The organism is Floridaenema fluviatile BLCC-F154, assembly GCF_041929135.1.
Taxonomy (GTDB): Bacteria; Cyanobacteriota; Cyanobacteriia; order Cyanobacteriales; family Aerosakkonemataceae; genus Floridanema; species Floridanema fluviatile.
In genome coordinates this window covers 1-20,352 of record NZ_JBHFNS010000092.1, presented here as the reverse complement: position 1 = coordinate 20,352, position 20,352 = coordinate 1, and the positions used below count along the sequence as shown (strand labels likewise).

General features: G+C 37.6%; 15 protein-coding genes. All 15 read right to left on the bottom strand.

Annotated elements, in window-relative coordinates; genetic code table 11:
* Nucleotides 1-33: 33 nt before the first annotated feature.
* The 15 genes from ACE1B6_RS25785 to ACE1B6_RS25715 all read right to left on the bottom strand — a co-directional run bounded on the left by ACE1B6_RS25785 (nt 34) and on the right by ACE1B6_RS25715 (nt 20,117).
* Nucleotides 34-666, bottom strand: coding sequence for a serine O-acetyltransferase (locus ACE1B6_RS25785; RefSeq protein ID WP_413260155.1), 633 nt, complete (start codon nt 664-666; stop codon nt 34-36).
* A gap of 13 nt (nt 667-679) precedes the next feature.
* Nucleotides 680-1,462, bottom strand: coding sequence for a glycosyltransferase family A protein (locus ACE1B6_RS25780; protein ID WP_413260154.1), 783 nt, complete (start codon nt 1,460-1,462; stop codon nt 680-682).
* A gap of 84 nt (nt 1,463-1,546) precedes the next feature.
* A complete protein-coding gene (locus ACE1B6_RS25775; protein WP_413260153.1) occupies nt 1,547-2,344 on the bottom strand; it encodes a glycosyltransferase family 2 protein in 798 nt (265 codons plus the stop codon).
* 28 nt (nt 2,345-2,372) lie between these two features.
* Nucleotides 2,373-3,467 (bottom strand): exostosin domain-containing protein, encoded by a 1,095-nt coding sequence (locus ACE1B6_RS25770; RefSeq protein ID WP_413260152.1) that lies wholly within the window; start codon nt 3,465-3,467, stop codon nt 2,373-2,375.
* Nucleotides 3,468-3,511: 44 nt separating this feature from the next.
* Nucleotides 3,512-4,606, bottom strand: coding sequence for a glycosyltransferase (locus ACE1B6_RS25765; RefSeq protein WP_413260151.1), 1,095 nt, complete (start codon nt 4,604-4,606; stop codon nt 3,512-3,514).
* Nucleotides 4,607-4,663: 57 nt separating this feature from the next.
* On the bottom strand, nt 4,664-5,890 hold the full coding sequence (locus tag ACE1B6_RS25760; protein WP_413260150.1) for an O-antigen ligase family protein: 1,227 nt from the start codon (nt 5,888-5,890) through the stop codon (nt 4,664-4,666).
* Between the two features lie 62 nt (nt 5,891-5,952).
* Nucleotides 5,953-6,858: a glycosyltransferase family 2 protein gene (locus ACE1B6_RS25755; protein WP_413260149.1), complete on the bottom strand. Its 906-nt coding sequence runs from the start codon at nt 6,856-6,858 to the stop codon at nt 5,953-5,955.
* Nucleotides 6,859-6,908: 50 nt separating this feature from the next.
* Nucleotides 6,909-8,237, bottom strand: a complete 1,329-nt coding sequence (locus tag ACE1B6_RS25750) for a flippase (RefSeq protein WP_413260148.1) — start codon at nt 8,235-8,237, stop codon at nt 6,909-6,911.
* A gap of 33 nt (nt 8,238-8,270) precedes the next feature.
* Nucleotides 8,271-10,475 (bottom strand): GumC family protein, encoded by a 2,205-nt coding sequence (locus tag ACE1B6_RS25745; protein WP_413260147.1) that lies wholly within the window; start codon nt 10,473-10,475, stop codon nt 8,271-8,273.
* Nucleotides 10,476-10,808: 333 nt separating this feature from the next.
* Nucleotides 10,809-11,936 carry a glycosyltransferase family 4 protein gene (locus ACE1B6_RS25740; protein WP_413260146.1) on the bottom strand — a complete coding sequence of 376 codons (1,128 nt, stop codon included), beginning with the start codon at nt 11,934-11,936 and terminating at the stop codon, nt 10,809-10,811.
* 479 nt (nt 11,937-12,415) lie between these two features.
* Nucleotides 12,416-15,031, bottom strand: a complete 2,616-nt coding sequence (locus tag ACE1B6_RS25735) for a chloride channel protein (protein ID WP_413260145.1) — start codon at nt 15,029-15,031, stop codon at nt 12,416-12,418.
* Between the two features lie 96 nt (nt 15,032-15,127).
* Nucleotides 15,128-16,441 (bottom strand): TldD/PmbA family protein, encoded by a 1,314-nt coding sequence (locus tag ACE1B6_RS25730; protein ID WP_413260144.1) that lies wholly within the window; start codon nt 16,439-16,441, stop codon nt 15,128-15,130.
* Between the two features lie 67 nt (nt 16,442-16,508).
* Nucleotides 16,509-17,375 (bottom strand): Tab2/Atab2 family RNA-binding protein, encoded by an 867-nt coding sequence (locus ACE1B6_RS25725; protein ID WP_413260143.1) that lies wholly within the window; start codon nt 17,373-17,375, stop codon nt 16,509-16,511.
* A gap of 112 nt (nt 17,376-17,487) precedes the next feature.
* Nucleotides 17,488-19,773: a glycoside hydrolase gene (locus ACE1B6_RS25720; protein WP_413260142.1), complete on the bottom strand. Its 2,286-nt coding sequence runs from the start codon at nt 19,771-19,773 to the stop codon at nt 17,488-17,490.
* Nucleotides 19,774-19,886: 113 nt separating this feature from the next.
* The gene (locus ACE1B6_RS25715) at nt 19,887-20,117 is read right to left on the bottom strand and encodes a NifU family protein (RefSeq protein ID WP_413260141.1); all 231 of its coding nucleotides are present in this window, start codon (nt 20,115-20,117) and stop codon (nt 19,887-19,889) included.
* Nucleotides 20,118-20,352 lie beyond the last annotated feature (235 nt).

Here is a 20,352-nt window from a genome sequence, read left to right as displayed (position 1 = left end):
TATATTTAGCAATAAAATTGCTTGTTAAAATTTTTAGTTAGGCTCCTTGGAAGTCTTATTTGTGTTGTTTGTTAGATTGTTTTCTCTGGATTGTATCTCTGACAAATTCCTATATATAATAAAATCTTGTGACCCTTTATAACTAATAATTTTAGCGGGAATGCCCACAGCTACAGCCTTGTCGGGTAAGTCTTTGGTAACAACGGCATTAGCTCCAATAGCTACATCATTGCCAATTTTAATTTTGCCAAATATTTTTGCTCCGGGGCCGATGAATACCCGATCGCCAATTATAGGACAACCGGAATTTTCTCCTCTACCCCCGAAACCAATTGTTACTCCTTGACTAATATTACAATTTTCTCCGATTTTCGCATCATAACTAATAATAATCCCTCCAAAATGACCAATATAAAAACCTTTACCAATTTTGGTATTAGCCGGGATATCAATTCCGGTCATAATCTCAATAATTTTGTGCCAAACAAAACCCAAAGTTTTTAGAACAGGTCGAACAACGGGAATATGAACTTTCGTTCTCACCCAATGACTAAAGCGATATTCAGCTAAAGCCCACAATCCTTGTTTTGTTAATATATGCGATATCCACGATCCGCCTTGAGTCACAACATACCGATCGATGTCTGCTTTATAATCTTCTAACATTATCTCTATACTTTTAATACAGGTAAAATTCTTGTTTAATTTCTGGAGTTAAAGGACGAGTAATCATACTTTGATAAACTTTTTTCAGATAAGATTGTAACTTATTTTTCAAGTTAAACTCTTTTTTACCACTGGAAATTTGGGATTGACTCCACCACATATTTTCCCCATTATCTGTAATGTAAACCATCCCTGGAAAGGGTAATTCTTCTAGGGGAGTTCCCCGATTTTTTAAGATATCAGCCGTATCTCGATGGTACAAAATAAACTTTTCCCGTCGAACTTCTTCTAAGGGAATGGTCAGATCGGGTTTGAGTAAGTCAATTCTAATAATATGGCTAGTATTAGTTCTTAAATGTAGGTCTTTATTTCTATATTTAAGTTGCTGAATATCTTCCCGATATTCATAACCTTTACCAATAAACCAACCATTTTTATGAATATTCTGCTCCACAAATTCCACTAAACGGTTGCTCACACAATCATCAGCATCTACAAACATAATATGAGAAGGATTCATGCTGCAAGCTTCGATCATTCCAAGCAGCATTTTACACATTTTGTCTTTTTCCTTACTCACATAATCATCACCGGGAAGTGGTAAATCAACACTCAAACAATGAACTTTAGGATGAGAAAAAGATAATTCTGGTTTTTCATGACAAACAATAATCACTTCAAAATTGTCGGAAGTTTGATTGCACACAGATTTAAGAGTCCGTTCTAATAACTGGCAAACTCTTTCCCAAGAACTGGAAAGCTGAGCACTTTTTAAAGGAATAATAAAAATCACCATTTCTGTAATCTCCAGTTTAGTCTTAGGGATATAAAAAATTGGCTATTGGTAATCGATCGAAAACTTTGGGAAACTGAAAAGTGTTCATTTGGACAAGGGATAAAGACTAAACTCTTCTCGGATATTGTCTGTTAAAATCTGTTCGTTAAATGGAGCCAATAATCTTTTTTTCACTCCTCTTAAAGTTTCTTTGGGATTTCGCTTCCATTTTTCCAAAAATGATTCTTGCATGGATACACTCTCTCCCGCTTGATCTCGGACAAAAACTACCCCAGGAAAGGGTAATGGTTCCAGAGGAGTACCTCTTTCTGCTAAATCTCCCTTGGCTAAAGGATGTCCGCCTAAAAAGCGATCGTAACCTGTTAATTGATCGTAGGGAAGCATTTGTGGAGGCAGTTGAAACAGGCGATAATTAATAATATTACAAGTGCCACAAATGCGATAAAATCCCTCTTTTCTAACTGCTATTTTAGAACTACCTTCGTCATATTCATAGCCTCGATCCACATACCAACCATTTTTGTTGGGATTTTGATTAACAAACTCTGCAATATGTTTACTAATACAATCATCTGCATCTACAGACATGACATGAGAAGGCTGTAAGTCTTTAACTGCAAAAAGTCCGGCGACAACTCTTTTCGCTCGATCGTCTACTTTTACTCCATATCCTTCCCCAGGAGGCGGAAAATTAACACATAAATATTCAACGCTTGGATGTTCAAAAGAAGTAGTTGGTTTTTCATTACAAACTACAATAACTTTAAAATCGGGTGAAGTTTGGTTACAAACCGCACGCAAAGAACGATCGAACAGTTTACAGAGATCGGGCCAAGAAGTTGCTACTTTTTGACTCTTGACTGGAATAATAAATACTATCATTTACTGCCTTCCTATAAACTCTCTAAATTTATGGCAAATGTAAATTAAAATTTGAGTAAAACCCTTCAGCTGATAACCACTCTTTCCAAAATCTTCTGCATTCGTGTTGGAGATTAACGAAATCTTCTTCGGAAAGATTTTGATGAAATTCAGCTACTTTTTCTGCAATGCGATCGATTTCTTTTTCTTCAATCCATACACAGTATTTTTTCCAATCTATAGTAAAATTATAAGGTAGTACACAATCCGTGTCAATAAAGATAGGTATACGACCCAAACAAAGAGTTTCAAATAAGCGATTAGAGTAGTTTCCTGCTCCCCGACAACAGACAATATAATCGCTATTTATCATATTATCAATGAACTCGACCCTTAGCTTTGCCATGTCCACTAGATTTTTTTGACCCAAGAAAACCATACTTTCTCGAACCAAAAAATTTGTAGTTACTAAATTACTTTTTTTAAAATTTTTGATGACTTTTTCTCGTAAAATATGACCTTGGATAGGAGGATATCCTAGTCTTCGGTAGCGACTGAGCATATATCCGTAGTAAGAAAGCTTTTTTAAATTTGTTTTCCAGTTACTTGGTTTAACTAACCCACAAAATCCTACTACTGGCTTAGCAGATTTTTGCCGAATAGAAAGCTGATTTGCTAAGTAATGTTCTACTAAATCTTCACAAAAAACAGGCCAAACAAAATTATTTTCTTTCTGTTGAGAACGGTAGTAGGAATAGCGAAATACTAACATATCTTTATTAGGCAAATTCACTGGTTCATCAGACCGATCGCCACCAAAAAACACCACCAATTTCTTATTAGCTTGTGCAACTTTTTCCGCAAATTGCCGATATAAACTATCAGCTAATTTGTTTTGATTAGCGTACCATAATTCCCCAACCACAGTTCGCCAGTCATCAGGCATAACAGCAATATCAGCTTCCTCTAAAGATACCATTTCAAATAAAGTGTTAGCAATATTTGAGTAGCGATCGTAATTTTTCATCCAAGAATAGTAGCCTGTTTCAGCAAAATCTGCCCAGAAGGGAAGAAGCATAGGATTTGGACGAACATTTGGTTGGTTAAGCAAATACTTTTTATCAGCAAAAATTTTCAATTTCATCTTCTAAACCAACTTTTTTGACTAATGAATATTTCGTCTAACTTCTACCTGATTTTTAACACTTCTTGATATTTAATTATTGCATTTGTTAGGGAAAAATCTTCAGATCGTTGTTTCAGGATATTGGAATTAGGAGGATTTTTTAACGTTGTTAAGATTGCCTGTGCCATACTCTCCACATTACCTACCGGAACTAATTTCCCATATTTTCCCTGAGCTAAAATTTCAGCAGGTCCGCTTTCGCAGTCAGTAGAAACTACAGGTGTACCAGCAGCCATTGCCTCAACTAAAACATTACCAAATCCTTCCCAAGCTGAAGATAAAACCAGCACTGATGCGTGAGCCATATAGGAATAGGGATTGGCTACAAACCCAGGAAAAACTACATCTTCAGTTAAATTTAGCTCAAGAACTAAATTTGTTAGATTTTTCTGTTCGTTACCCTCTCCCAAAATTATTAATTTAGCTGGATACTCTTGTTTAACTTGAGCAAATGCTCGGATCAAAGTTGCGAAATCTTTTTGTTTAGTCAACCGTCCAACTCCTAAAATCACCGGAGGTTGATTTGGTAACAACCAAGGATGACTAACAGGTTCTTGGAGTTTTTCTAACATTTCTTTACTAACGATTGGATTATAAATCCAAGTAGTTTTTTCTGAGGGTACACCGAGTTCAATCAAGTTTTTAGCCACACCTTCTGAGACAGCAATAACGCGATCGGCTAGGGGATAAAACCATTTAACTAAAGTTGGAGTCATCCGCCGCTTAAAGCTTGTAGCATTTTCTGCTTCTTGAGAAAGATGATTATGAACAGTCACTACTACTTTAGTAGAGACATTCGCTAATTTTCTCGCCCATAGAGCAACAAAATTTGTATCTTCTAAAGCAGAAAGTAAAACCTTTGGTTGGTTTTCTTCTAAATATCTAACTAAACTAGGAAGGCTCAAAATTAACCGAGAGCTTTTTAAATGAACCAAGTTAATTTGAGGCGAAATTTGGGAAAGATAGGGGCCTTCCGGTTTTACTAATACCAGATCGACGTTTAGTTTACATTCAGCAAAACCATGAGCCAGGTTAATCATCACCCGTTCCGCACCACCACCACCTAAATCCATTAAAAAAATTGCCAAGTCTACCATCTTTCTTTTTTGAAATAGTCTAAATTTGCCTAACTAAACTAAGTGTGGAATTAAATTTTATCCAGAATTAATTGGGGGTTGACTATTTAGCAATTCGGGCGCAGTTATTTGGCGTTTAACAAGCTTAACTCGTCGCATTGATAAAGAAACTGTAACTAATAAAGACCAAAAAATTGAATTATGTTCAATAATAGTATTTTCACTATGGTTATACATAAAGAAGAAAGTTATATAAAAAATAGGCCAGAGATCGGTAACCGTTTTTCCAATACGTAACCAAATAATACTGCGTATATAGTTGACTAAGAGAATGGTTAAAAATAAAAATAAACCTATAACACCTAAATCAAGAGCCATATTAATAAATCCATTATGAGCATGAGGTGGTTTATAGCCTTCTATTTTCCAAATAATCATGGCTCCACCACCATCGAGCCAAAAACTTTGATAACCGTAACCTAACCAAAAACGTTCAGAAATTTTTTCTAATGCTACTTCCCATAATGTTGTTCGACCGCTGAGTGTTGCATCTCTTCCTAATGCAGCCAAAATAGTTAGCCAATTTTCAGTAACAAAAGTAATTACACTAGACCCGATAATAATAAGTCCTACAATTGCTGGTATAATAATTGTATCCTTAGCACGTAAAAGTTTATAAAAAGGTAGAAGAATTATAATTGTAAATAACAGCAAAAGTGCGGTTTTTGAGCCTGTCAAAATAACCATCAATACACAAATCCCAAATCCTCCCCAAAGAAGTTTCGGAGACTTGGGACGATCGAGAGCTAAGAGTAAGAAAACAATTGCTCCTAAAACCATTAATCTTGCTAACAGATTTTTTTGGGTAAAAGGTCCGCGCCAAGAGCCAGCATTTGCACCTGCTTCGATCGCCACTCCCGGAAATGCTAAGGTAAAGAAGAAAGAAAACACTGCGGTTATTCCGAGTACCCAGCCTAACATTTGTAGTTGCTGTTTAATGGTGAAACGACTGGCAACATATAATCCAAAATAGGTAGTTTGTAGAGTTGTAATACCTTTACGTAAAGAGATATCAGGGAAATCAGACCAAAGGAATGATAGCATCGTCAATATAGGTAAAGTCCAAACAAGTGGATCTCTAAGTGCTACTCGAACTGAAGTTTTCCCTCTAGCTATGAGAAAAAATAGAGAAGTTAAATAAACAAATTGCTGGATTAATGAAGAAATGCTATCAAAAGGATTGTAAGTGGGTTCTGCATCTGCTTTAGCATCTGGGCTAGTATAGAAACTCGCGAACCGCAGCATTCCTGTTAAAAACAGAAGTGAAAAAAGAGTAAATTTAGTTTCAAATAAATTTAATAACTTGTTCATTGCTTGATAGAGTAATATATGGCTCTCAAATAAATTTCTATTATTTCTGTAAGGCTAGTAGAGCTTAGATAAGTTTTTACAAGTTGATTATTTGCTTCCTGATTGCCTCCATAGCGCCAATCTAAGTATAATCCTAGAGCTAGGATATTATTGCTGAATTTCTGCAACTGAGGAAAATTGGTTTTGATCCAATAAGCAGTTAAGATTTGAATTTGAATTTTCAAGTTAACTTTATCCTTTCTGAAAGTGTAAGCGTTATTTCCATGAATTCTTTGAATAGCTATTTCTTTGAGTAAAATAGCACCTGGTTCTAACCCAAGTGCTAAATATTTAATATAATCATCGCTAGTAATTCTAATTGCTTCTGGCATAGGCAATATTTGCTTTAAGAGAGAGCGATTAAAACAAAGACCAGAAGTTGCTGTACCAAAAGGAAGTTTGCCTTTAAGTTTTCCTTGCTGAATAAAAGTTCTTAAATCATATATTTCTGATGAGCCACTATAATTTTCTTTAGGCAAATCTTCCCTGTTGGTACTCAAAAATTTTAAAGGATGAAAACACCATCCTATTTTTGGGTATTGGGCAAATACCTGAACAATTTCAGTTACTTTTTCTGGCTGAAAAATATCGTCAGAATCTAAAAAACAAATTATCTCTCCTGAAGAGGTGGCAAAACCCTCATTAAAAGCGGAAGCTTGACCACCATTTGCTTTGAAAATGGGAATAACTTTCGAGTTATAAGATTGAATTATCTCTCGGGAATTATCGGTTGAGCCGTCATCAACTACAATAACTTCTATATTGGAGTAAGTTTGGTTCAAGGCGCTATCGATCGCTTCTCCGAGAAAATGACCATAATTATAATTATTAATTAAGATACTCACTAAAGGTTGATTGTTCACAACGAAGACCTCTTAATCAAGTTTTAATCTACAAAATTACTTTCAACCCATTATACTTTACTAACTTTGACAAGATTCAGAGTCATTGCTTGAGTCATAATCAAACCAAACTTCCGTGCAGGTGGGTATAAAAAGCACATTATATAATCAGCGAAACCATAAGAAATAACAGTAGCTATTGCTGCTCCTACCTCTCTATACTTCGGAATTAACAAAAAGTTTAAAATGAGATTCATAATCGCCCCCGCAAAACTAAAAGCAAAGGCAAATCCTGTTAATCCTTCTGTAATAATCCATACTTCTTTCACATATCCTAAAAACAGAAACATGGCAGACCAAATGTGAATCGACAAAACTATTCCAGCCGGAGCAAAATCTTTACCAAAGAGTAGAGTAACTAAAGGTGTGGATAAGAAAGTCATGGGAATTGCTATGCAATAAACTAAAGCAGCTTGCAAATTGCAAAGCTTTTGGATTTTCTTATAGTAAACTTCTTCGCTGTCTTTTCTCGCTGCTATGATTGACGGAGAAACCGACTTAACAATTGCTGTAGAAGCGAAAGGCCAGACTTCTGATAATCGCACTGCAATTGCATAAATCCCTACAGCTTTAGCATCAGCTAACTGTCCTAACATTACTTGATCGATTCGCAAATAAACAATAATAGATAAACTTGATAAAATTAAAGGCCAGCTAATTCTCATTAAATTTTTAGCTCGCTCCCAATTAGCACGCCAAGCCAAAATACTTTGTTTAGTTAAATGATAAATAGATATAAACCCGAGCGTATTTAAAACACTTTCAATAACGACTAGCCAAGCAAAAAATATCAGAGGCGCTTGTAATTCAAGTAAAACTATTCGCATCAGGGTAGTGATTATAAAAACGCTGTTTCTTGCCCAAATTGTATACTTCATTTCTACTTGGGATTGAAACCAGGATTCAATAATAGAAAACCCTGATATTAAGGAGGGAATCGAAATAATAAATACTAACTTAATTGTTAAACTATCATTGGGTTGTAAAAAGAAAATTGTTCCTACTGCTAAGATAAAAACGAAAATTCCAATAATAAATTTTAGGAGAGCAGCTGTACCTAAAATTTCTTCTTTTTCTGATGGATGGGTAACTAAATCTCGAAAAACAATTTGACTAGATGCTAATTGAAATAAGGGAGAGAACATATCACTGAAGGCTATAGCATAATTCAATAACCCAAAGTCATTCACACCCAAATAACGTGCTGTCCAGGCTAGTAACAAAAAGCTGACCGCCATACGGAAAACTCTTTCCCCAAGTAACCAGCTAATATTAGTAAAGACTTTTCTTCTACCAGGGTTAATTTTCTCTGAAATTACCTTGATAATTTTATTTAGCATTTTGCTTCTCTTGGTTATAAGTAATAATAATTACTAGACTTTGGACTTAAATCGGAAATTTAAATTTTGATTGGCGTTAATGCCTGAGTATGATTTTGCATGATGGAAGTAGCTATCAGGTTCATTTTCTATCAATATTCCGTTAACAACTAGACCTAAAACATTTTGACGAGATTGCGTTAAAACATCTTTAGCAGCAATCGCACTAGGTTTGTCAATTACTCCTGGTCTAGCAACTAATAAAATACCATCAGTCATTTTGTTGACTGTGATCGCATCGGCTACTAAAAGTAAAGGAGGAGTATCTATAATAATGAAGTCATAATTTTTCCGAAAATCACTGATTAACGAATTCATTCGTTGCGAATTTAATAAAGCTAAAGAGTTAGGTGGAATAACTCCTGAAGGAAGCACATCTAAATTAGGCATTACTTCTTTAATCACTTTTTTTGACTCAGTACGATTAACTATCACTTCTGTAAGTCCAGCTTCATTTGTTAAGTCCCAAATGTGATGTTGTTGAGGATGATGTAAATCAGCATCAATCAACAAAACCCTTTGATCTAACTGAGCGATCGCTACTGCTAAATTCGCACTTACAGTAGATTTACCTTCTTTAGGTACAGAACTAGTTACAACTATTACTTTTAAATCTCGATCGGGGTTCAAAAATCTTAAGTTAGCTTGCAGCATTTTATAAGTTTCAGTCGTTAGGGAATGGGAGTGATCTCTAACTTGATATTCCGCGGGAACTTGTTCTACTGCTTTCATACCAGGAAACATATTTTTGCGTTTTAGACCAGGAATCATTCCCAGTAATGTATATGCAAAAATACTCCTAATTTCTTTAGTAGTTTTTAGTGATTTATCCATTAATTCAAGTCCAAAAGCTACCACTACATAAATCATTCCTCCTAAAGCTACACCCATTCCTACCACAGCTTTAGAACTTTTATTAATTGGATACTTTGAAGCAAGACCTTGGTTGACAATTTCCGCATTCCCTAAATTTTGATTCTCTATAATTTCTACTTGTTGTAAATTATTAATCAAACTTTCATAAGTGCTTTGAGCCGATTTTTGTTGCCGCTCCAAGTCTAATAATAACTGTTGTAACTTGGGGATGAAGTTTGCCCGAGTTTGTAGATCGATTTGTTGTTGTTCCAGAGAGCTTAATTTCGTTACTAACCCCCTACGTTCTGACTCATAATTAACTAAACTCGCAACTAAAGTGTTTTGTAAGTTACCTGCTTGGCTCTGCACAATCTTCCCAGAAACTTCCTGCTGCCCAGAAACCTCACTTAATCTTTGATTTACTAGAGCTTCTAAATCAGCTTTTTTACTTTTTAAATCAGAAATTACTGGGCTATCTTCCAGAAAACGACTGCGTTCAATAGCCAACTGATTTTCTACTTCTTGCAACTTAGCTAAAGCTTGCTGAATACCAGAAGAATTAGTAATGTTACTTTGTAAAACTGCTTGCTCTGAAGTTACACCTATCTTTTTTTGTAATTCTACTGTTTGCCCCGTAATTTTTTGAATATCAGCTTTAGTTTGCTGGATTTGATTATTTAAATCGCTCAGTCGGCTCACTGTTAATTTAGCCTCTTGATCCAAATCTATAATATTAAACTTCTCCTTAAATTTTCTTAGTGCCAGTTCAGTTTGGAGAAGCTTTTCTCGGCTCTCAGGTAATTGTTTATTAATAAATTTTTTTGCTGCTGCTGCTTCTGCCCGGTTAACTAATATATTATTTTTAATATATGTCTCCATTAATTTATCTACTACCAACTTGGCAACTTGAGGATCTACATTTTTATAAGAAATTAGTAATATATCTGTACCTCGAATGTTTTTGACATCCAAATTTTTCAAGAAGCCTTCGTAACTTTCTAACTTACCCTTCTTATTTCTTAGATTTGCTGCTTTTATGGTTTGCTCAATAATTGGCTCGGAACGAATTACTTCTGCTTCTGTGTCCAAAGGCGTATCTTTAGTATTTAATGGATCTAATTTCCCAATTTTTTCTCCTGCTTCTGTCACTAAAGCTGAAACAGTATTTTGCCTCTTAAATCTCAGTTTACCGTATGCTTCAAAACTTTTTTCTGCCGACATAGCGGAGAATATCGAACCCATTACTACTAAAGACCAAAGAACAGTTCCTGGCAACCAATGACGCTTAAGTATTAGCCAATACTTCTGAAAATCAATATCTTCGGTGTATTCTTGAACTTCCATATAGCTAAATTTTAAATTTTGGTAACCTTGAATTTGTATTTACCGCATTGCCAGAGAATAGCTTTAAATTACTAACTGGCTATTCTCTAAATTATAGCCGCATAATTTACTTATGTTGGACTATTCTATCTAAATTCAAAATTTTTACCTCTGTCATCTCTAAAAGTTGTACCATGACATACAAAAAAATAGAGGTAAGGTAGTTGATATGGGCTTTCTAGATTTTCGGAACTACCTTATTTCTGTACTGTTAGGTTAGGTATTCTCAGACAAATTATACCTACAATTACTTTTCTACCCTGTAATTATCTAAATTGAGTTCAGAGGAAGATGTCAAAAAAGTGTTTCTGAACTACCTAACATGAGCTTTTTCGCTCTATTCTGCTGGAGTAATGAGGAGTACATTGTCAACAAAGAGAACTGGTAATTTTTTATATCTAATGGTAGCACTCTTTGTCTAGCTGCATTTCCTAATAACAATCTCAAAGTACGATCTTTCACCAATAGCTCTAACGCTACTTTCAGTTGTTCTGTGTCTCCAGGGTCAACTAATAAACCATTCTGTTTGTGGGTGACTACTTCAGGAATTCCACCTACTGGTGTGGTGATTACGGGAATTCCCCAACTCATCGCTTCTAAAAGCGCCATTGGTAATCCTTCATTATAAGAAGGTAATACGAATATGTCTGTTTCCGCTAGTAAACGATCGCGCTGCACAGAATTCAACCAGCCAGTAAGTTCTACATTTTCTTCTAGGCTCAACAATTTAATCAATTTGTCAGCTTTTTCCTCTTCTCCAGACCCAGCAACGATCAAACGTGATTTTTGTTTGAATTCAGGAGGAAGTAAAGCGAAAGCAGATAGTAAATCAAATACTCCTTTACGATCATTAATTTTACCTAAAAAAGAAATTTTGATTTCTCCATTATTTTTTCGCTCGGGAACTTCTAGAGGAACAGTCACAGGATTAGGTAGTACCAGAACTTTTTCTGGCTTAACTTGGCAGGTTTGAATGTAAAAATTTTTCCAGTTTTCCGACAGGACAATTAATATTGCACTGTTCTGCATTACCCAGTTAACCATTAATTTGCCTATTTTGGGTAATCGGGAGTGAAATATATGAAACTCAGAACCATGAGTGTGCATGATTACAGGTTTATTTAATAGCCAAGCTATTAATAGGAATAAACTTTTGCGGATTACACTACCTCTTTCAGAAACGTGGAGATGAACTACATCAACACCATGTATAAATATAGTCCAGAGAAATATCAGTATCCCTCTAGCAAAAACCTTCAACATATTTAACTTTGATTTTTGGCTAGCTTCTCCATCCCATGTAGAAATATGGCGAATTTCCAAATTGTCCGAGAGAGTATTCATTATTGCCATTTCTACGGCTCCCATACCTCCTTTTTCATCTAAAGAAGGACCAACCATAATCACTTTTTGCTTTTTCATAATGCCTGTTTATGCGGTGTAATGATAATCTGGTGTTAGCGCCCCTAAATCAAAAACTTTTTTCCTAGATTCAATAATCACCATTTGAACTAGGTCTTGTCTAATTTACTACTTACCCCATTCTCCGTCTTTGAAATCAACAAATTGTATAGTGTGTCACACTCCCATAAAGTTGAATTGGCAAGAGTAAGAGAATGATAGTTTACCTATACTTTAATAATGGTCTCATTCGCTTAATATTTACCAATTGTCAACTGCATAATTACTGAATTTTTTATTCTTTCAATGGTGAATTCTTATTTAATACATTAATCTATTTTTAGTGAATTTGCTAGTTTAATTTATAAATAATTAGTTAAATTTATAATATATATGTAAAAATTAAATAAAGATTAAGTAAGTGTGATTAAATAAAGTAAAGATAACTTCATAGGTAATTAACAATTAAGTTTACGACAGTTTTGGGTGCGGAATCTGGGTTAAACACCACGGACTAAAATTACGGTACAATCACAACCACGAGCGATCGCTTCTGGAATATTCCCCTTAATCACTTGTTGCAATAAACCATCACGACTCGCCCCTAAAATAATTGCATCACATTGATCTTTACAAGCAATATCAATCACAGCTTCCGATACAGAAGTTGCACAGACAGGAATTGTAATTACGGGATGATTAATTTGATTAGATAAGAATTTAGCAGCTTTTTCTAAACCTTTGGTATCGGGTAAGGATTTCGATTTAGAAAACACCTGAGTTATTCTTACTTCGCAATCATCAGAGAGTTTACATAAAGCAGGTAAAAGTTGAATTGCTTCTTCAGCATTTGGCCCCCCTGCCATAGGTAATAACCAACGATTAAATGTTACTTGGTCTTGCGTGAGTTTAGCTTTATTTTTAAATGATAAAAAGCCATTAACAGAAGTTAAATGACCTAGTTTTACAACTATTACTTCACAAGCAGCTTGACGAATTACCGTATCGACTACATGACCAAAAATGCGTCCTCTGGTAGGTGGAGTAGGATTCCAACCCATAACAATTAAATCTATATGTTCGGTCTTAATTGTTTCTAAAATTGCTTGTGCGGGATCGTGAGCAACACGAATTTGAGTATGTATAGGAACTCCCCATTTTTTTGCGGTAATTTCTGCTTGACGCAACAAACGACGACTTTTTGTAGTTCTGACTTTTGCTTCTGAAGGGGTGGTATGACGAGGAGCAATGATAACTTGCAAACAGTCTAATTCATAATCCCGATCGCGAGCAATTGCCGCAGCTATTTGTAACAATGATTGTGCAGTTTGGGGATTAGCTAAAGGGACAAGCAAGCGCCCTTTACCTATACTTGGCGATCGCGTCTGATAAACTATATAAGTAGGTTCTGGTTGTGGCCCTGTTTGCACTCCCACCAAATGATCTGCTTCTGCTCGAATAATATCAGCCCTAGTAATAATTCCGACTAATCTGCGCCCTTCTACCACAGGTAAACGACTTAACTCATAACGATTTAGTAGAAACAAAACATCAGCAAGAGAAGTATTTGGCTCCACAGAAATAGGCTGAGGAGTCATAATTTTATCTAAAGTAGTATTAAAATCTAGTAATCGCTGACCAATTTTTGCTAAATCACTTTGGGTAATAATCCCCAGTAATTTACCATTATCAACTACGGGAAAACCCCGATGATGAGATTTAGAAAATGCCTGCACCACCTCATCTAAAGTCATTTTACTCGTGAGAGTTTCTACCCGCCTTTGCATCACATCTTCAGCGGTAAGTTGTTCTAAAAGTCCTTCTTTTGGGGTTTCTTTATATTTATCTAAATCAATACCGTTCCATTGTAAGATGCGATCGTAGAACGATCGCGGCATCAACACTTCTGCTACCCAAAAAGAAGTACAAGCCGCAATCATCAAAGGTAGCACCAAATTAAAATCCGTTGTCATTTCAAACACAATCACAATTGCTGTGATTGGTACCTTAGACACCGCGCTAAAAAACGCCCCCATTCCAGCGAAGGCGTAAGTTGTTGGTGTACCCAAATCTAAAAAATGGTTAGTTCCTAATCCCACCAAATAACCTAAAGTCGAACCTAAAATCAATGAAGGTGCAAATAAACCTCCCGGCGTTCCCGAACTAAAAGCAATAATAGTTAAAACAAAATGTGCTAAAAATACTTGAGTAGCAATAGACCAATTAGCACTACCAGTTAACACAAATTCCCGCAATCCTGCATTATCGCGAAAGAAAATTGGTAACGTAGCAATCACTAATCCAGAAATTAACCCAGCAATACCAATTCGCCAAGGCAAACTTAATTTCAACTTATAACGCCAAAACCGCAAACCCAGAAAAATTCCTTGACAAAATAGCGCAGAAAACAGCCCAGCTAAAACACCTAAAAACAAGAAACAAGGAATTTCAGGAAAGGAAAAAGTACTACTACTTGCCGCTAATTCTGTAGTTAATTCTAAACTTCCTCCCCCTAAAAGTCGCGACACTACACCACCAATAAAAGAAGCAAGAATTGCCGTTCCTAAAGTAAAACCTGAAACATCATGCAAAAGTTCTTCCACGACAAACAAAACCCCCGCTAAGGGAGCATTGAAAGCAGCAGCTAATCCGGCACCGGCACCACAAGCAATCAACTGTTTCCTATGTTCGGGAGATGTGGGTACCCATTTACTCATCTGGGCGGCTAAAGCTGCACCCACTTGCACAGTTGGCCCCTGTCGCCCTACAGTCATCCCCGAACCTAAAGCTAAAATACTGCCCAATAACTTGACCAAAGCCACACGCCATGATAAAGAAATTGGAAATCCAGCAAGGGCAGCCTTAACTTGAGGAATCCCAGAACCAGAAGCTTCTGGGGCAAATTTTTCCACTAAAACACCAGCTAAAAATCCGAAACAAAAACCAATTATGGGCAAAGCAATCCAGGGAGATGAATCGTAGGAAGCACTGACTCGCCATCCCCCCAGCCATCCTGAGCTAACTTTAAGTAAGACTGATGCTAAAGCAGCAACTAATCCAATTAAAGAAGCTTCAATGATTGCTAACCGTCTTGTAGGACGCAGTAGTTGACGCATTAAAAAGAGCTTTTTTGAAAGTTCGTTGTGAACACTTCAGTGTTCCTTTTTGACAAAGTAACGACTGAAGTCGCTACTACGAACTGGAACTCAACATTATTCTGCTTTACCTGTCACAGATAATCCTTCCACAATTAATGAAGGAGTGTAGCAGTAGCCGTTCCACTCAGCATCGCCACCTAATGCGACGACTTGCTTAAGTGCGGTGTAAACGTTGCCTGCGACCATTGTATCTTTGACGCGACCGATTACTTTGCCTTGTTTCACTCGATAACCAAGTTCGACATTGATGGAGAATTCGCCAGAAATGCCAGCACTACCACCTAACATTTGGTCTACGATTAAGCCATCTTCCATGATTTCAATTAGGTCTAACATTGTCCCAGTTCCCGGTTTGATTAGGAGGTTATATAAGCTAGGGGTGGGATAGCTGCCTAAACCGGGGCGAAAGCCGTTTCCAGTAGTTCCTGAAGTTAGATAGCGACCTGTGGTTATGTCGGTGTAAAACAGTTGCAGAATGCCATCTTTGATGAAAGTGATCGGTTGGGTGATTGTACCTTCATCATCAAAGGGACAGCTAAAGGGGCCAACATCTGGTTGTTGGTAAAGGGTGATACTGTGATGAGTAACGGGTTGGCAAAGTCGATCGCTCCAAGGAGAAGCAGCTTCCAAGACTCGTTTACCATTTAAAGCAGCGGAAACTGTCCCCCAAAGCATATCAGCAGCTTTAGCCGTAAATAATACAGGTACTCGACCTGTGGGTGGGGCAACATTTTCCTGTGCCCATTGCAAGCGTTCGATGATTTGTTGGGCTAACGGGATAGGAGTGAGCGTGTTACGCTGAGTTTGACCATCGGAAACGCTGAGAAAATCATCGCCTCTAATCCATTCAGCGGCTAAGTAACAACTGAGGGTAGTATCTGAGTGAGAACAGTCAAGTCCTTGGGAGTTGACGATTCGGGTACTTTCGATTTCGCATTCCCACTCGCTACTTATCAGCACTTCTGGATAACTTTTGCGGATGTAGGCGATCGCTTCTTTGCCCCAACTGACTAACTTTTCTACTGGAACTGTGCTACCTTCATCAGGGTAGGTTTGCTGGGAACCTCTGACTAGTTCTACTGGTTCTGAGTGATTGAGTACAGAAAGCGCGATCGCTCTTTCCACTAAAGCCGCTGGTTCCACTGTACCGTAAGCCACTGCTAAACCGGGACGACCATTTTTCCACAGCCGCAGTGTTGTACCTTCTGATTCTGCTGTTTCTAATTGTTTGAGACGATTAGCCTCAAAAAATACGGGTTTTGAGAGCGATCGCGACTGATAAACTTCAGCTGCTTGTGCTCCACTTTTTGCTGCTAGTTCCAGCAATTGTTCTGCTAGTGCCTCTGACTGCCAAATTTCCGAACCCATAAAACCAAATTTTTTAATTTAGAATTTAGGTTTTAAATTCAATTCAAAACCTAAATTCTAAATTACTTTAAATTGAACCCGATTCTTGCAATAACCAAAAACCTGCAAAGGATTCTGCTTGGGGATCAGTCTGAACAGCTAAAAAATGTACTCCATTGGCTTTTTGTTTTGCAGCTTCAAAGTTTTGGGCTTCGGCGATCGTCCCTGCGTCCTTGATATTAGCAAGAATCCAGCTGTCATTTACCCCAGTTTCTAATAACAGACTTGTTTGGGGAAGCGATTCAAATTTTAAGCTAGCTAATTCTAAACCAGATATCCAAGCCGCTAAAGGTAAAGCCCTTGATGAGAAAAAGATCATCCCTGGAATACGGGTATCAGGATTTACTCCCCGACTTTTTAACGGAAAAGCTTCCTGAAATCCAATTTCCCATTCCGGCATTTCCGCAAAAGCAGCTGCTTCTAAAGTCACAAATGCCCACTTTTCTGCTAACAAAGCCTCCGGCAAATTTTGCGGTTCGCCACTAGGCATTAACACCGAAGGATTAGTAGTAGCAGGAGTGTATCCCGGATGAGTTGAATAAACTTCTGCCATTCTTTTTGCTAACCATTGATTTAGATTAAAAGTTCGCCGACTTGGTGCAGAGGAAATTTCCAAATCTTTGCAAGCTTTACTAATCATGTTATTCATTTGGGTGCGGAAGAAGCGAATTTTTTGGGGTGTTTGCCCAGATTTTTCCATTGCTTCTTTAATTGCATTTCCCAACCAAACCGAATTCACTTCTTGATTAGAACAATACTGGGAATAACGAAATATATCTTCCCCAGATTGGTTGACATCCAAGGAACTTTCACAAATCAAAACTTCCCAAACTTTTTTCTTGTTTTCATCCACAATTGGACGCGAATAAAAATCTAATTCCCAGATTGTTGTCATTGGTCTTTATAGTAATCTGTTAAAGGCAGAAAGCAGAAGGCAGAAGGCAGAAGGCAGAAAGCAAGAAAGCAGAAGATAAAAATTCTCCCCTTGTCCCCTCTGCCCCCCTGCCCTATGGTACTTCGATCGGAATCAAAGCATTTTCCGGCAGATAATTGCAATAACGTTCATTATCGGATAAAACGATCGTCAAACGCAAAGGATAATCCGGTTCGATTTGCAAATCTGCCCAAGGTACGGCTAATTCTAGACATTCCTCAAATGCCACTTGCACCCGACTAAAGCGAGGATGCCATTTATGATGTTCTCCTGCTTCTTGAAATTGCGTACTCATGGTAAGCAAATTCACTCCTAAATGATGATGAAACAAGTAATTTAATGGTGCTTCATCAGGTAAATTTCGCAAGGGAATCGGGCTGTTGTGCATTTGGCGATCGGGATAAAACCACAATAAATTCAACTCTGGCGGACAACCTTTCCCCGGCAAAATTCCAGTTTTAAAATCCAATCGCAAATAGAAATTCAAGTGATCTACACCATACCAAAGTCTTTGTACGGTGCTGCTTTGGTGCATAGTTCCCCTTGCACCACCAATTTCTATTCTCCCCGCTTTATCCCAATCTTGTTCATCACCAATACCATCAATTACTGGGTGAATAAAACTCTCTGGACGATGATCTCCCCTCGCTTCATGAATTTCTAAAGGTTTGAGCAAATTATCAGGAACAGGTGCATTTAAAGCTTGATAAATTGCACACAAATGTTCCCGAAATAGCCGATCAAAAATTGCATCTTGATTAGAAGAATGTCCCTCACCAAACCACCAAAACCAATCCGAACCTTCTGCCGCATATAAAGCTTCCCAAGCTTCCGGGTTAGTTTCTGGAGTTGCTTCAGGATGAGAAGCTAAAAACTTTCTCGCATCAGTTAACAAATCCCAAGCCTTATTTTTTACAGTATCTCCTACCCAAGTAGTTAAATTACCATCAACCCAAGAACCCGTATGTAATTTTTCTGCGGGAATAGTGGCAGTAGTGGGGAATTTTTCCAAGTACTCGGAAACAGTAACTAATTCAATTTCTCGGTGACTGCTGAGAGTTTGATACAAAGCTTCCAAAAACGGTTTGCCATCTAATTGATAATGTTCCCAACAGTTCTCTCCATCTAAGGCAATTGTAACTAACCAAGGATTTTCTAAAGTGGTAGTATCATCTAGTTGACGATGTTTTAAAATTCGAGAAATTGCTTCCAAATGTCCTACTAAATCAGCTGCCGCTTTCTTCGGTTCCATCGCCCCGTAAGTAAAACCAATTAAATCGGATAAACGGTGATCGCGGAATACAATTGACAAATCTCCGGCAGGAGTTTCTAATCGATAAGGTTGATAAAGTAACTCTGGTTCGCTAACATTTCCCGATGCGTCTCTGTGGAAGAAATGATCGATCGTCCAACCTAAAACCGCCTCATCCGAACAAATCCACTTAAAACCCTGTTTCACAACATAAGGCAAAATTTGCGGACTAACAGCTTGTTCCGAGGGCCACAAACCACGAGGTTCGCAACCGAAACGTTCCTCATACATTTCCCAAGCTTTTCGCAAATGTCGCGGAATATCCTCTTCCCATTGAAAGCGATTTTGCGGCAAATTCATATTAGGAACTGCCACTCTACCAACATCACTATCTGCTAACAATGGCAAAATTGGGTGAGTATAAGGAGAAGTAATTACTTCCAACTGTCCAGTTTCCTGCATCTTCCGATGTTGGGGAACGATGCGGCTCATAATTTCTTGTTGTTTAGCATAGATGTTTTGGCGATCGGCTAAACTAAAATTTCGCCCCTTTTCCAACCAATAAGCAATTTCTCGATCGTCCCAAAACAAAGGATCGAACCAAGCTAAATTATGCCAAGCTAAAAGATCGCTGTAATCCTGCGCTTGCCAATTTTCCTTACACCACGCCCGTCCATTCTCCTGACGCTGCTCGTAAAGTTCGCTATAACGAGGATTAGGATCGATCAAAGTGTGGTGATTAGCATCAAAGAAATGCTCAATAATAAATAACCGCTGTTGTTCCGTCAGACTTTCTACTGGTGACAAAGCTACAGCTAAGTAAGGATCGAAAGCTACTCCCGCAATATAATCTTCTAATTGCAGAATCAAAGAAGGAACCAAATTAACAGTTTGCCGCAGTTTCGGATAACGTTCTAACAACAAAACTAAATCCAAATAATCCTTGGTACCATGCAAACGCACCCAAGGTAAACGGTACTCCGAAGCTAAAGAAAGAGAAGCAGAAAAAGTTGGATCTCCTGTTTCCAAAAACTCTTCCTTAACTCTACTTTTGTACAAAGGTTGATGTTGGTGCCATAAGAAGGCGACATATAAAGGATGAGGCATAAGCTTTAGTCCAGGCTATCAACAGTAATTAAAATAAAAAGGCAATCATCGATGCAAAAATGTACATGATTGCCTTTTTCTTTTAGAATTGCCAGGGTACGATCGAATTGCCTTTAGAGAACTTGTTCGACTTCCGCAATTTCTGGGATAGCTTCCCGCAATCGCCGTTCAATTCCCATTCTCAGAGTCATAGTAGAACTAGGGCAAGAACCACAAGCACCTTGTAGCCGCAATTTTACAATCGGGCCATCCAGTTCAACTAATTGTACATTTCCGCCATCAGACATCAAGTAAGGGCGTAATTCGTCTAAAACAGTTTCCACGTTATCTGCTGTTAGTTCCATCACTTAAGACCTCATTTGCTAGATCGGGTTAGTATGTGCTTTTGTCGATATTTTCATCCTAGACTGATTCTTGATAAAAAACCTTAACAAAGTTTCGGGACTGGGTACTGGGTACTGGGTACTGGGTACTGGGTACTGGGTACTGGGTACTGGGTACTGGGTACTGGGTACTGGGTACTGGGTACTGGGTACTGGGTACTGGGTACTGGGTACTGGGTACTGGGTACTGGGTACT

What these genes read in the sequence shown, in the direction of transcription:
- ACE1B6_RS25735 (WP_413260145.1), bottom strand. Translation starts at nt 15,031, where the DNA reads ATGCGTCAACTACTGCGTCCTACAAGACGGTTAGCAATCATTGAAGCT.
- ACE1B6_RS25775 (WP_413260153.1), bottom strand. Translation starts at nt 2,344, where the DNA reads ATGATAGTATTTATTATTCCAGTCAAGAGTCAAAAAGTAGCAACTTCT.
- ACE1B6_RS25720 (WP_413260142.1), bottom strand. Translation starts at nt 19,773, where the DNA reads ATGCCTCATCCTTTATATGTCGCCTTCTTATGGCACCAACATCAACCT.
- ACE1B6_RS25715 (WP_413260141.1), bottom strand. Translation starts at nt 20,117, where the DNA reads ATGGAACTAACAGCAGATAACGTGGAAACTGTTTTAGACGAATTACGC.
- ACE1B6_RS25785 (WP_413260155.1), bottom strand. Translation starts at nt 666, where the DNA reads ATGTTAGAAGATTATAAAGCAGACATCGATCGGTATGTTGTGACTCAA.
- ACE1B6_RS25765 (WP_413260151.1), bottom strand. Translation starts at nt 4,606, where the DNA reads ATGGTAGACTTGGCAATTTTTTTAATGGATTTAGGTGGTGGTGGTGCG.
- ACE1B6_RS25780 (WP_413260154.1), bottom strand. Translation starts at nt 1,462, where the DNA reads ATGGTGATTTTTATTATTCCTTTAAAAAGTGCTCAGCTTTCCAGTTCT.
- ACE1B6_RS25740 (WP_413260146.1), bottom strand. Translation starts at nt 11,936, where the DNA reads ATGAAAAAGCAAAAAGTGATTATGGTTGGTCCTTCTTTAGATGAAAAA.
- ACE1B6_RS25770 (WP_413260152.1), bottom strand. Translation starts at nt 3,467, where the DNA reads ATGAAATTGAAAATTTTTGCTGATAAAAAGTATTTGCTTAACCAACCA.
- ACE1B6_RS25760 (WP_413260150.1), bottom strand. Translation starts at nt 5,890, where the DNA reads ATGCTGCGGTTCGCGAGTTTCTATACTAGCCCAGATGCTAAAGCAGAT.
- ACE1B6_RS25725 (WP_413260143.1), bottom strand. Translation starts at nt 17,375, where the DNA reads ATGACAACAATCTGGGAATTAGATTTTTATTCGCGTCCAATTGTGGAT.
- ACE1B6_RS25745 (WP_413260147.1), bottom strand. Translation starts at nt 10,475, where the DNA reads ATGGAAGTTCAAGAATACACCGAAGATATTGATTTTCAGAAGTATTGG.
- ACE1B6_RS25730 (WP_413260144.1), bottom strand. Translation starts at nt 16,441, where the DNA reads ATGGGTTCGGAAATTTGGCAGTCAGAGGCACTAGCAGAACAATTGCTG.
- ACE1B6_RS25750 (WP_413260148.1), bottom strand. Translation starts at nt 8,237, where the DNA reads ATGCTAAATAAAATTATCAAGGTAATTTCAGAGAAAATTAACCCTGGT.